Annotated in this window: 7 protein-coding genes; all 7 read right to left on the reverse strand. The window is 64.9% G+C overall.

Annotated features, from left to right (window positions below; all coding sequences use genetic code 11):
• Window positions 1–34: 34 nt before the first annotated feature.
• The 7 genes from AC3EC3_RS03515 to AC3EC3_RS03545 all read right to left on the reverse strand — a co-directional run bounded on the left by AC3EC3_RS03515 (window position 35) and on the right by AC3EC3_RS03545 (window position 12,880).
• Entirely contained in the window at window positions 35–3,067 is a 3,033-nt protein-coding gene (locus AC3EC3_RS03515) for a glycoside hydrolase family 35 protein (protein WP_488489186.1), read from the reverse strand.
• Window positions 3,068–3,074: 7 nt separating this feature from the next.
• Window positions 3,075–3,389, reverse strand: coding sequence for an L-rhamnose mutarotase (gene rhaM / locus AC3EC3_RS03520; protein ID WP_488488289.1), 315 nt, complete (start codon window positions 3,387–3,389; stop codon window positions 3,075–3,077).
• Between the two features lie 98 nt (window positions 3,390–3,487).
• Window positions 3,488–4,780, reverse strand: a complete 1,293-nt coding sequence (locus tag AC3EC3_RS03525; protein WP_488488290.1) for a rhamnogalacturonan acetylesterase — start codon at window positions 4,778–4,780, stop codon at window positions 3,488–3,490.
• A 655-nt stretch (window positions 4,781–5,435) separates the two neighbouring features.
• Window positions 5,436–6,428: a glycoside hydrolase family 43 protein gene (locus AC3EC3_RS03530; RefSeq protein WP_488488291.1), complete on the reverse strand. Its 993-nt coding sequence runs from the start codon at window positions 6,426–6,428 to the stop codon at window positions 5,436–5,438.
• Complete coding sequence (locus AC3EC3_RS03535) at window positions 6,425–8,047, reverse strand: DUF6250 domain-containing protein (RefSeq protein WP_488488292.1); 1,623 nt, start codon at window positions 8,045–8,047, stop codon at window positions 6,425–6,427. The genes AC3EC3_RS03530 and AC3EC3_RS03535 overlap by 4 nt, the downstream gene beginning before the upstream one ends.
• On the reverse strand, window positions 8,044–10,863 hold the full coding sequence (locus tag AC3EC3_RS03540; protein WP_488488293.1) for an exo-rhamnogalacturonan lyase family protein: 2,820 nt from the start codon (window positions 10,861–10,863) through the stop codon (window positions 8,044–8,046). The genes AC3EC3_RS03535 and AC3EC3_RS03540 overlap by 4 nt, the downstream gene beginning before the upstream one ends.
• Before the next feature lie 244 nt (window positions 10,864–11,107).
• A complete protein-coding gene (locus tag AC3EC3_RS03545; protein ID WP_488489187.1) occupies window positions 11,108–12,880 on the reverse strand; it encodes a rhamnogalacturonan lyase in 1,773 nt (590 codons plus the stop codon).
• Window positions 12,881–13,168 lie beyond the last annotated feature (288 nt).

Genomic DNA, 13,168 nt, shown 5'->3' on the forward strand with positions numbered 1-13,168 from the left:
GTCTCGCGCGGGAGAGAAATGGGATTGAGAATGTTCATTTGAGCTGTTCCGGTGTCCGGGGGGCATCGACCATGTGAACCGGCAGGCCGCCGCGCGAATTGCGCAGCGTGACGAGGCGAACGGCCTCCAGTGCATCACCGGAGGCACCGTCGGATGTCACAGCCAGGGCAAGCGTGTTGGTGCCGTGGTGGTTAAGGATGCCTTCCGGCACCGGGAATGTCCGTTGGGGGCCGACATGGGCGATAAATTGACCCATGTTCCAGCCGTTGACGAACACCAGTACCCGGTAGCGGCCGGGAGAGCGGGGCAGCTCGGTGGTGCCGATCGACACACCGATCGTGGCATCCTGTCCCTTGGGAACTGCAAGATCGAAGCGGGTGCGATACCAGGTCGTGCCGGGCTTTGCCGTGGCCGCAGGAAGGCTGGCGCTTTGCCACTTCGTGTCGTCGAAGTCGGGCAGATACCAGCCGATGCGCTCGCCATAAAGGCCGCCGTTGTTGGCAGGGCCTCGTGCGGGATCGGGAAGATCCTCGCCGCCACGAGCCCCTTGGATTTTCCACGCGACGGGGACGGTGAAGCTGCGCCCACCAGGGCTGGCGAGAGAGGCCGAGTTCAACCCGCGCGCTTCCTTGTGGAAGTCATCGGAATCGAGATCCCAGTTGTGTCCGTCGCTGCGCGTCATGACCGAGATGACGTGCGCGCCGGGACTGCGGGCGCTGTCTGGCAGCGCGAAGGTCTTCATGCCGGTCGTGATCGGCCGGGGCAGGCCGCCGGGCGTTTCTGCCTCGCCGATGAACTGGCCGTCGATCCACACCTGCAGGAGACCGGTGCCACCCAGCCCGTAGGCCAGCGTCAATTCGCGAGCGGCATCGGCGCCTTCGTATCGACCGCGATACCATACGTCCCCATCGTGGAAGCCATAGGCGTCCATGGTCATGTCGGGCTGGCCATCGGGGCGTGCCGTGATGCTGGCGCCGCGTTTGCTGCCAACCAGTTGCCATGAGCTATCGTCGAAACCGGGGGCAGCTTCGGGTGAACCTTGCGCCATGCGCCAACGGTCGAGGCTGGGCAGCGTGATCGGAGCGGGGCCAGCCAAAGGTCGGTTCGATGCGAGGCTGCCCGATGCAGTAGGTTTCACCGGAATGGCTTCGCTATCCCAGCGGACTGAACGTACGGTGTCGGGAGCCCAGACCTCCAAAGGTGTGCTGGCATTGGTATCGCCGGTCAAAGCGAGGGCGGCTCCCTTGATCGCTGCGCTGCGCACCAGTTCGGGGCCGCGTGCCAACACAACGCCGCCACTGGTCGCAATGCGGGTGTAAAGTTGCGCTTCCGTCTCGTCGGTGAGCAGCAGCGTGAGGGGAGGGCGTCCACCGCCCGAAACGCGCACCACGGTCCGGCCCTGATGCGTGTAAGTGAGTTTTAGGTCGCCCTTGGCTGCGTTGAAGCTACTCTCTGCCTTGCCTTCGACTACGTCGATCTTGGGCGACGATGCATAGCGCAGCACGGTCTCGCCGGGCTCCCCTTTGCGACCGTAAAGGAGCAGAAGGTCAGCACTTCCGGCTTTGGAGGCGGATTGCAGCTCCGAGGTCGAATATACCAGTCGCTGGCCGCCGAGATTGACGCCCGCGATTAGCCATTTCGCATCGAAACCATTGAGTTGCAGCGGAAGGGTGTAACGCCCGTCCGGAAGGTTTGCTGTAACGGTGAAACGGTCATTGCCGTCGCTGTTCGAGGGCTTTTGCGTGACCATCAGGAACCGCGCGTCGGTTTCCGGGCTCCTGTTGTGGTAGGCTTGAACCGATGGCGAGGAAATCTCGACTGGCCCTGCCGGGACCATGCCTGCAAGGTCCGGCACTGAGGCTATGAACTCGCCCAGCTGCTTCATCTCCAGCGCCTTGGGCCGGATGTTGCGCGGCTCGGAAATCGCGGCGCCGTAGTCGTAGCTGGAGAACACCACGGGCGCAGGCAGCCAGCCCCAGCTGGTGCCGCCATACGTCATGTAGAAGCTCTGGATGTCGATGCCGTTGGCAAGGTTGGTGCCGTAGAACACCCGCTGGTAGCGATTGCCGCGCTGGATCGCGTTGCACTCGTAATTGCCGTTGGAGCCCCAGTAGTCGAACCAGCCGCCGCCGAACTCCGCCAGAAAACCGGGCGTTCTGGGGGATGCAGATGCACCGCCCTTCGCGCCGCCGGGGCCGTAGAAGCCCCAGTCCGGTGCGGCTGATCCCCGGGTCGGCTTGCCGGCCACGGTGCAGGTGCCACCGGGATAGCCGTCGAAGGCGTAGAGGTCGTTCGGGCCCTCTACGGTTTTTTCGACGCCGGAGCTTTTCGGTACCCAGTAGCCATTGCGGCCCTGATCGTTATGGAAGATCGGCACCGTGATGCCGTCCGCCCGCGCTTTGGCGTAGAGATGGTCCATGTAGCGACGTTGCGCAGGCGTGGTCAGCGCCAGTTCGTTCTCGATCTGGTGGAGGATCACCGTTCCCGAGTGGCCATGACCGTCTCCGTTGATCTGGTGCCGCGCGATGATCGCATTGACGTGATCCAGCCACTCGTCGGCGGCGGCCATGTATTCGGGATCGTCGGTCCGGGCGCGGGCCTTCTGGTTGACCAGCCAGCCGGGAAAACCGCCGCGTGAAAGTTCGGCATTCACGTAAGGTCCGGCGCGGGTGATGACGTAGAGGCCTTCCTCCTGCGCCATGTCCAGCAGCCGGTCGAGATCACGTATGCCGGAGAAATCGTAGACGCCCTGTTTGGGCGAGTGATAGCCCCAGTCGAAATAGAGCGCGACGGTGTTGAAGCCGCTTGCCTTCATCTTCTGCAGCACGTCGCGCCATAGGTCGGGACTGGGCAAGCGAAACGGGTGGAACTCGCCCGACCAGATGATCTGCCGCTTGCCGTCGATCATGAGCGAGCGGGCATCGTAGGACACGCGCCCGAATTTTTGCATAGGTGCTGCGGGATCGGGCAGCGCGTGCGCCTCTTGCGCCATCGCGACCGGGGCGCCGACAACCGGCGCGATCAATGCGCTGGACAGCATCAAGAGGGCGGAAAAGGCGCGCGGCATCATGGGGTCAATCCATGTGGAACATGAGCGGCAGAGCGCGTTCTTGCGGCCGGTTGTCGGGTTCGACCTCCATCAGCGGCGCCATGTATTCCCACCAGCGCTGCATCACCGGATGATCGGGCAAGGTCTCGCAGCTGTTGTTCTCTTCGAGACGCAGGACTGCAAACAGCGCGAGCGTCTCTTCGTCGAGGAAGATCGAGTAATCGCGAATGCCGGCCTGGTGCAGCAGTTCGGCAAGTTCGGGCCAGATTTCATCGTGGCGACGGCGGTACTCATCGAGGTTGCCGGGCTTCAGTCGCATTCTGAAAGCGTGGAGCTGCACGATCCCTGTCCTCTTTCCCGTTCGATTTATGGTTTCATTATTTGGTTATAAGTTCCGCATGATGGTAATCATCATTTGGGCATGCGTCAATCGCCGGGTCAGTTGCCTTTTGGCTTTTCCGTGGTGTGGCTGAGGCTTTCGAGTGTTTTCAGCGCGTCGGGCAGCGGAGGATAGGCCGGATCGAACGGCGGTGCGGTGATGTGCGCGGCGAGGGCGGGAATCGACTCGCGCACGCGTTCGGCGACGGCGCTGGCTAGCAGCAGCGCGCCGTAGTTGTCGTTGTGGGTCCGGTCCGCCCCCTCCATGGCAAAGGCGCGGGGCGACAGGGCAGGGCCCAGCGCTTCGTAGATCGCGCGGCTGTCGGCGTTGAGGTCGATCAGCGGGACATGCTCCTGCGCCGCGACTTGCCTTGCGGCCTGAACATAGGCGCCGAGCGTATCGGTGATGTGACCGGCGGCATCGAAGTTGCGGCGTTCCGGCGATGTCACCAGCACAGGGTTTGCACCGTGCGCGCGGGCCTCGGCGATGTAAGCGCGCAGATAGGCGGGGTAGGTGGTTTTAGGGTCGAGGTAGGTCAGCGGCCAGTTCTGTTTCTGGTCGTTGTGGCCGAACTGGATGAACAGCCAGTCGCCGGGCTGGATTCGCGACAGCACTTTGGTCAGCCGCAACTGACCGAGCAGCGATTTCATCGTGCCGCCGGACTTGGCATGGTTCGATACCGCCACGCCATTGTCGAACAGCGCCGGGAGCGCCTGGCCCCAACTGGCATAGGGCTCTGCGTACTGGTCCGCGACCGTCGAATCGCCGACAAGGTAGATCACCGGCGCGTGTGCAGGCTCGATACGGATCGAGGACACGGCTGGCGTGCCGAGGAATTCGAGGCTCAGCCGGTCGTCCCAGTCGCGGCTGGCGATGTCGTCGGCGTCCAGCAGGACGTGATCGGGAAGGCTTGGCGCGCCGTGCGGATCGGTGGGGAGATCGGGGCGGCGCACATCGATGAGGAAACTGCGTGCCACGCTTTGCCCGGCGCGGGTGGCTGCGTCGCGCAGCATCAGGCGGCGGCTTTCCGCCTTGACGGTGGTGTGTGCCGCGCGATGGGAATCGCCAAGCGTCACAGTAACGCGATAGAGCCCCTCTGGCACGGCGACGGACCAGATGAAGCCTTGCGCGGGATCAATCGCCTCGATCCCACTTCCGCCCGGCATGTAGGCTGCCAGCTGTGTCGGATCGCCGATCGGATAGGTCCGTGCTGCAGGTGCCGCGACCGACGCAGCAGGGGCCTTCGCTTGGGCCATGGGAACTCCGGCAAGGTCGATACCGATAAGGGCGATGCCGACAAGACCGGCAAACAGGGGAACGGGGAGCGCCGCGCGCATCGGCAGGAAGGGCATGTCCGCAGGTCTCTCCGCATTCGGGGCATCGTCGGTCTGGTGCAGGGCAACGGACGGGTTGACAGCGGAACCGGGATGCGATCTTATTATGTGCAACAAGGTTCCATAAAATGGAACTTTAAGCAAGTCCGATTCCTGTTCTTGGCGGGCAGAGAATCGGAAGAATGCAGCATCGGGAGAGGGTGTCCGGTCCGTGTGTGGGCCGGGCATCTGGCGGGGTGGTAATCCCGGACCAGACCTCGCCACGTTCCCGATCCTGCAAGGGGTTCCGATGAGACCTTCCCAAGTCGGAGCCCTGGCCGGATGCTGGACCTCTTTTGCGCTTCGGGGCGCGAAAGGGTCCGGCATCTACGGCTTTCCGCCCCTTCCGCGCTGCGCCCTCCATCCTCGTAAGGTGACACTCTGGTTGACACAGTTGACACGGTTCAGAGCGCAACTGTCACCTTGCCCCTGACTGGCGGATTTCCGGGCCGAAAGCGCCACTTTTCGGGCACGGAGCAGCACTGCCAGGGTGACAGGTGTCACCGTGGCGCAAGGCAGATGGATTACGCTTTCGCGAGCGTGACAGGGGGCGGCGAAGACGGGGGCGCATTCCCGAAGGATACCCCGAACGTCACCCTGTAGGAAAACGCGGGGGCAATCCGTCCCCCAATGCTCAGGCCAAAGCCAGCAGCCTCGCCCCTTCGGCAGCATTCACCCGCACGACCGAGCCATGGCGCGCGCCCTGCGGCATCTGCAGCAGCGCCGAGGCATCGCGCCAGTGGACCATATCGCGGGTGACGGCCGCGCCCCAGCGACCTTCGCGATAGACGTCGTACCAGCACAGCAGTTCGTCGCCCACGCGCAGGGTCATCGGCCCTTCGACCCAGCTGTCGGTAAACGGTTCGCCCAGTTTGCCGAACGGACCGAGCGGGCCCTTTGCGGGCGCGGCACGCAGCCACTTGCGCGGCGGCTTGACGGTTTCGTCCTTGACCACCAGCCACAACGAGCCGTCCGGTGCATGGGCAAAGGTGCCGTCGATCACGCTAAAGCCGGGATCGTAGAGCACCTGCGCGGGCGTGAACGTCTGGAAATCGCGCGTTGTGGTGTACCACAGACGGTGGTTGTAGCCGCCTTCCGACGTGCCCGCCGTTTCCGGGAATCGGCCTTCGACCGTGCTCGACCAGAACAGCACCCAGCGCCGGTTCGCGGCGTCGTAAATTGCCTCTGGCGCCCAGCAGTTGCGCGTGCCCGTGATGCCCGCCATCACCGGCAGGGCCTGCTGGTCGGTCCAGGTCACGAGATCGCGGCTGACCGCATGGCCGATGGTCTGGCCGTCCCATGCCGTGGTCCACACGCAGTGCCAGAGCGGCTCGGCCTCCGTCCCGCGAAACAGGAACGGATCGCGCAGCAGTTTCTTTTCGCCGACCTGCGGGACCAGCACCGGACGTCCGTCCAGCAGCGAGCGGAAGCTGTAACCATCCTCGCTGATCGCCAGCTTCATGCCGTCTGCCTCGCCCTTGCCGGTGCTGAAATAGGCGAAGACAATCGGGCTGCTATCTGACGGTGTGGCTGCGAGCGCGCGCACGCCGGTCAACGAAAGGCCCATACCAAGCCCCAGACCTGCACCCAGCCCGGCGCAGGCCGTGCGACGGTCAAACCGGATCATCGACGGCCCGCCGGGGGGACGAGATCGACATGGGCCGGGGCATTGCGATCGACACTGAGCACGCCATCACTCTCCTTCAGTTCCGCGATCTGCAGGACCGTGTGACGCCAGTAATCGGGCTGTGTCTTCGTCCGGTCCTCGCCGCTCTGATGGACGAAATAGACGATCCACGCGCGTGCGCCAGAGACAATCACGTCCGGGTGCTGTCCCTTGGCGCGGTCGGTAGGCGCGGCTCCGGCATCGGCGAGGATGAAGCCGGGCTGGGTGCTCCAGTGCTCGCCATCGGTGGAGGACATGACGAGCAGGCCTTTCCACGCATCGGAGACCAGCCACCAGCGGTTCTTCCAGAAGAACGCCTTGGGGCCTTCGCCGGGGGTTTGCGTCAGGCGGTCCTTCACCGTCCAGTGGACCAGATCGGCGCTGTCGGCAGTGCGGATCGCCTTGCCCATGCGCTCGTCGTTGAAGAACAGGCGATAGCCGCCGCCGGGAAGGGCAACGACGCTGGGATCGATCACCCGGTCGGCGCCAAGGTCCAGCTGCTCGCCGCAGGTCCAGTGCGCCAGGTCGCGGCTGGTCAGGTGGACGATGAAGCGCGGTGCCTTCCAGTCGCGGAACACGCCGGGCACCACCGTTACCCACATGTGATAGAGGCCGCCGAAGCGCTCCACGTCCGGCGCCCACAGCGTCTCGCCGGTGCAGCTTGCAGGGATCGCGGCGGTCCCGCCATAGCGCCAGTGGACACCATCCTTCGAGCGGGCGGTGCCGATGGCCGTGCCGTGGACCCAGCGCACGTCGTCCTTGTCGTCCATCGGCAGGTCGGCGCGGCGGTTGGTGTAGAACATCACCCACTCGCGCTTGCCGGCGTCATAGATCGTCGAGGGATCGGCAGCGCCATCGTGGACCGGATCGCGGAACAGGGGCTTTGGCGCCACATCGTCCGTCCGCAGCGGGGCAATGTGAAAATTGCGGATCTTCAGGTGGCTCTTGGTGGTGCGCAGGGCGAACCAGCCCGAGCGGTAGGGATCGGCATCGTCGAGTCCGAATAGGGGCTTGCCGTCGTATTCGACAGTGACGTGTCCGCCCTCGGCAGTCAGGCGCACATGGGTCCAGCGGTTGGGCTGGAGCAGCGAGGCGGGATCGGCGCGGTCGTTGCCGGGCAGCAGCGGTCGGTCGCCCGGCTTGCCCACATAGCGGCGCAGGCGTGTGGTGGTGTTCCGGTTGCCGCCGATGCCCACGTAATAGGTCTTGAGGGTATCGTAATCCGCGAATGCGCCGCTGCGTGGATGGGCGAGGGGGGAGCCGTTCGGTGCCGCCGGATCGCTCGCCATCCAGAACGCGTTGACGTCGCTGACCGCGTCATTCGGACCGCCTGCGGACACGGCCATGACATCGTAGTCGATGGCGACCGGCCCGGTCAGCTTGCGCTTCCACCACACCGAAATGCCTTGCGGCGTGTCGATGTCCATGATGCCGCCGGACACCGTGACATGGCCTCTCGCGCCTGCCTCGGATTCGACAGTCCACCCGGCAAGGCCATGGCGGAAATCGTCTGTTGATGCAGGAGGCGCCGCGCCGGTCAGGGCGAAGGCGGCGAGTAGCGCGGCAGCGGCCTGTTTCATGTCAGCAGGTCTCCGATCAAGGTCAGGTTCACGCCTGCCGCGATGCCCCACTGTGCGGCATCGTTGGTGGAGATGTAGTCGATCTCGTCCACAGGCTTCAGCACGTCGCTGCCTTTGACCTTGTGACCTGCACTGGCCTGATCGCGCCTCGCCTGATCGCCCGCGCCGAAGAACTCGCTCCACGCACGTTTGGCGAGCGCGGGATCGTTGCGCTGCACGGCGGCATAGGCGGTGAAGCGCGAGTGCGCCTGATTGAGCGCGCGGCCCTTGCCGGCAGAGCCAGTGGCGGCGCGGAACTCGGCCTCGGGCGCATTGTAGAGCGCGCAATAGTCGAGCCAGGCCTTGCGGTATTCGGGCTCGTCGACCAGTTCGAGCAGTTCCGCCGTCGTCTCGAACACGCCGAACACGCCGTTCAGGTGGCTCATGCTGACCTCGGTGCCGGGGCCGAGGAAGCGCCCGGTGGCAAGGTCGTAGTTGGCGCCGCCCGCGAACCAGCCCTTGGGCAGTGCCGCGATAGAACGCATGCCGGTGGTGATCCGGTCGCGCCAGCGCTTGTCGCCGGTGCGTTCCCACTCGGCCAGCCAGGCCGCGATCAGCGAGCCCCAGCTGGTGCCGAACTGGAGGAACACCTGCCCCTTGGGCAAGGGCTCGGTATTGACGACCGCGCCGGTGCCGCCGGGCGGGTTGTTGTCGCCCTCGCGGTGCATGACCTTGCGCCCGATATCGACATGCTGGAGCGTGTAGTCGCCATCGAGGCACTCGCGCATCAGGTCGCCGCAGCGCTCGTCGGTGGTGAGGAAGTAGTAGAACCGGCGATAGGCCGCGTTCGAGATACGTGGCTGCTTGGAACTGTCGCCCCAGTGCTGCACGCCGTGGCGGGTGCCGAGGCCCTTGAAGCGGCCCATGTGATAGACGTCGACCTCGCCGGTGTGGCGCGTCATCGCCTCGGCCATGCGGAACACGTCGGCCCGGCCCGAGCGCAGGAAGGCGAACCACAGCCACAGGTCGCTCGACAACTCGCTGTTGTCCCACGCGAAGCCGCCGATATCGTAGCGCCAGACGTGGCGGTCGTTATCGTAGGTGTGCATGATATCGCCGTAGTTCCAGAAGCCGTACCAGCGGCGCTGGTCGATCTGGCCGAGGTAGAAATCGACCTCGCGCTTCGCCCGCGTCTCGATCTGGGCGTGGCGACCGGCGCCATCCGTGATCGGACTCCAGGGCCCGAAGATCCGCGCCGAATGCACGCGCGCGACATTGGCGATCAGGCGCGGCGGCCTGGCGAGGGTATCGGCCATCTGCACCAGTCGCTCGCGCGCAGGCGTGGCGGGCAGCGCCCAGAGCCGGAACTCCATGGTGCGCGCGACGCCGGTGGCATCGCCCCAGCCGGGCTCGTAATCCTCATAGGTTACATCGAGGCCGAGGTTCTGCTTCTCGTAGGTCTCCATGCCCATGACGTCGTGATAGAAGCGCAGGTCCATCGCCGGGGCATCGGGCGCGTGATACCACACCGCAAAGCGTGCGGTGTCGCCGGCGGCTTCGGTAATGTCGAGGCCGACCGGACAGCGCTGCCAGAAGTCGTGCATCCCGAACGCCACGCCGCCCGACGCGCCACCGATATAACCAAGTCCCGGCGCACGACCGGCGCTGTCGACATCGATCCAGCCGCACCCCGGCTTGGTGCGCTTGATGATCGAGAACCCGTCGGCATTGGGCTGGCGCAGGCGGAAGTCACCCCAGGTCGGGATATATTGCAGCTTCTCGCGCACGGGCGCGGCCATCTGGTCGAGCGGGGGCACCTTCTCGCCCGCGACCTGCGCCGTGCGGAACGCCTTGCCGGGATCGCGACGCAAGCCGGTCAGCGGCATCACCGCCTCGCCCAGCAGGCCGCCATCCTCACCCGCAATCCGCACATGGCGGTCATAGGGGGCATCGTGCATCGGCACTGCGCCTTCGAGGCCGAGGCCGCGGATGAAGCGCTTGGCCGGATCGCCGTCGAACACCATCGAATGGACGATACGCACCGAAGCCGAGCCCGCATGGAAATAGAGCCGCGCGGTGAACGGCAGCCACTCGCCTTGGCTGCCCGCATGCTTGCCGCTGACCCGGACGACCGCGCGCAAGGGGCCGCTCTGTTCGATTTCCGCCTTGTCGATGGCGCTCGTCCAGCGCGAGACCACGGGCGAGCCGTCTCCTTCATCGTCGGCCCGGTCCTGCGCCGAGGCGACCAGCCGCACCGTCTGCAGCACCTCGCGCCCGCCTGCGTTGGCCGAGCGGATCAGTGCTTTGCCTGAACGACCGACGGTCCACACGGTATCGCCGACCGTCACGGTCACAGCGTCGCCGCTTTCGCGCACGGAAAGGCTGGCAGCGAGCTTGCCTTTACCGGGGACGACAGTCAGGCCTTTCGAAAGCCCGCCGTTCGCAGCGGTGGCATGGCCGGTCCACTTGATCGAGCCATCGGGCCAATAGGCGAGCGGCCAGGTCTGCACGGCTTCCGCGGTGCCGTCGGCCCCTTGCAGGACATAGCCCGTTTTCGACAGCCGGGTGCCGCGCGGCCAGGGCTGGCCCCAGCTCATGCCCTCATGCGCAGGCGGTGGCGTGCCGTCGATCCATACCGTGTCGTCGCCCGGGGCGATCTGCGAGCCGAGCGGTTCGGTCGCGGGAAGGGGGGGCGGAGTCGGGATCGCCGCACCTGCACCCTCGGCAAACAGCGCCATACTGCCGGCGACAGCCGACGATGCCAGAATCTGGCGGCGGCTCAGAACGAGCTTGTCCATTGTCTCTCCCATGAAGTGCGGCGCCGAGGATTCGATCATGTGGTGCCTTATGTGGGACGATATTTCATCATGTGGATTGCATCGTCAACGGGCTGCAGACAGGAATTTGCAGTCGCAACGATTGCAGGCGGAATGCACGGCAAGCTGCGACACGGATAAATCTCAATCAATGCTATAGAATATAATGTGTTGGATAGTTTTAGTTTGGTCATGACGGCCCGGCCGCGACGCCCTGGCCGCGACGAAAGAATGGGCTCTCCCGTCGCGGCATGCAGCATCAGATTTACCGCGAACCGTCCTTGCGCGCGCCGAGGTAGAAGCCGGGGTGCGGCGGCTGGTTGTAGGCGGTGTTCTGCCACGCGATCGAGAGGCGGTAGGTCGGGTCCTGCATCAGCGTGACCATGCGGTGCGTGGTGGGATAGGGCGTGGAATAGATCCGCAGCTCGCGATTGTCGGCGCTGCGCCAGACCACTTCCTCGCGCCAGTCGCCCAGAATATCGGCGGAAAGGGCGGGGGTCGCCTTGGTCGAGTTGTTGGAGGCAAGGCCGGTGGGGGAGAGCAGCGGCACCGATACGCCGTCCTGCCAGTCCCACTTGTAGATGGTCGTGCCGTCGAGCAGTTCGCGCAGCAGATCGCCGTCCCACCAGATCGCAAAGTTGGTCTGCTTGGGGTGCGGGCCGATGGGCTTTCCCGCAGTGTCGAACAGGTCGGGCGAGTTGGAGCCCCAGAACTCCGCGCCCCAGTGGCGCGGGTCGATATCGGCGGCGAGCCCGCGCCCGGTGTCGGTCTCGGCGGGCTTCGACCACAGGACTTCGCCGGTGCGCGCGTCGAGCAGGGCCGATCCGATGTGGCCGTTGCTGCGCACTTCCTCGAAGACGCCGAATTTTTCGAGGCCGGGGCGGGCGGGATCGAGATCGCTGACGTGCATGGCATCGCCGTGGAACAGCGGGTCGGTCCACAGGCCCTTGCCATTGTCGTCGATGGCCATCGATCCGTAGATCACTTCGTCGCGCCCGTCGTTGTCAACGTCGGCCACGGCGAGCTGGTGATTGCCGCGATTGCCGTAGTCCTGATTGCCGGGAGCGGCAGAATCGAACAGCCAGCGTTCTGTCAGCTTGCCGTCGCGCCAGTCCCACGCGGCGAGCGCGGTGCGGGCATAGTACCCACGCCCGAACACCATGCTGGGCAGATGGCCGTCGAGATAGGCGACCCCGGCGAGAAAGCGGTCCGAGCGGTTGGCATAGCCATCGCCCCAGCTGGCTGCGAGCTGTTCGGGCGTGGGATTGCCGCCGGGATAGCGTGGCGGATCGTAAGGCGCGGTGGCCAGCGCCTTGCCGGTCAGCCCTTCGAACACGGTGAGATATTCGGGGCCGCGCACGATCCGCCCCTTCATCTGGGCGACCATGGTGCCATCCGCCAGCACCTTGGCGCCGGTGCGATCTCTTTGCTCGACCTCGCCATCGTGACTGCGCCAGTCGGCCCTGGCATCGCCGATCGCCTTGCCGGTGCCGTCTATCGTGCCGTCCGCCGTCTTCATCGCCACTTCGGCGCGCCCGTCGCCGTCGAAATCGTAGACGAGGAACTGGGTATAGTGGGCGCCGGCGCGGATATTGGGGCCAAGGTCGATCCGCCACAGTCGCTTCCCGTCCAGTCGGTAGGCGTCAAGGAAGACATCGCCGGTATAGCCGCTCTGGCTGTTGTCGTGGCTATTGGTGGGATCCCATTTCAGGATAATCTCATAGCGCCCATCGCCATCGAGATCGCCCACGCTCGCATCGTTGGCGGTGTAGGAATAGGCTTGTCCGTCCGGCGTGGTGCCGGATGGCGGCGGGGTGAGCGGGATCGATAGATAGCCGTTAGGGAACATGATGGCCGGGGTGGGCGTCGTGCGCTCTCCCAGTCTCTGCACGGCATAGGTATCCTTTTCCCGACCTTGCGGGTCATGCCAGGCCGTGGCTTCGAGCGGCGTGGTGGTATGCGCGAGCTTGCCGTTTCGAAAGACCTGGAAGCGGGCATTTTCGGGATCCTGCTTCAACAGGCGCCAGTCCACCAGCATACCGCCGTCCTGTGCGGGAACGGCTACCACGCCACGGTCGAGATGCTCCGGTTCCACTCTGTGGGACTCAGTTTGCGCGTATGCCGTTACGGGAACGGATGTCAGCGCGGTCGAAACGAGCAGTGAAACTGCCGGAAATGAGCGGATTCTTGCGTTCATGGCTTTGCCCTCTCCCTACTAATTCTATTTTGGTCCAAAATATAAAATTGCATCCCACATAAAGGGAGAATAAGTCTGGGTCCAGAAACTGATTCGAGCAACGGACCAAAAGCGTCCGATGGCGGCTCG

The organism is Novosphingobium sp. BAM6 (genome assembly GCF_057784955.1).

Excerpts from the sequence above, each read along its gene's own strand:
- AC3EC3_RS03515 (WP_488489186.1), bottom strand. The coding sequence starts at position 3,067 with ATGCCGCGCGCCTTTTCCGCCCTCTTGATGCTGTCCAGCGCATTGATC.
- AC3EC3_RS03525 (WP_488488290.1), bottom strand. The coding sequence starts at position 4,780 with ATGCCCTTCCTGCCGATGCGCGCGGCGCTCCCCGTTCCCCTGTTTGCC.
- AC3EC3_RS03530 (WP_488488291.1), bottom strand. The coding sequence starts at position 6,428 with ATGATCCGGTTTGACCGTCGCACGGCCTGCGCCGGGCTGGGTGCAGGT.
- AC3EC3_RS03535 (WP_488488292.1), bottom strand. The coding sequence starts at position 8,047 with ATGAAACAGGCCGCTGCCGCGCTACTCGCCGCCTTCGCCCTGACCGGC.
- AC3EC3_RS03540 (WP_488488293.1), bottom strand. The coding sequence starts at position 10,863 with ATGATCGAATCCTCGGCGCCGCACTTCATGGGAGAGACAATGGACAAG.
- AC3EC3_RS03545 (WP_488489187.1), bottom strand. The coding sequence starts at position 12,880 with ATGCTGGTGGACTGGCGCCTGTTGAAGCAGGATCCCGAAAATGCCCGC.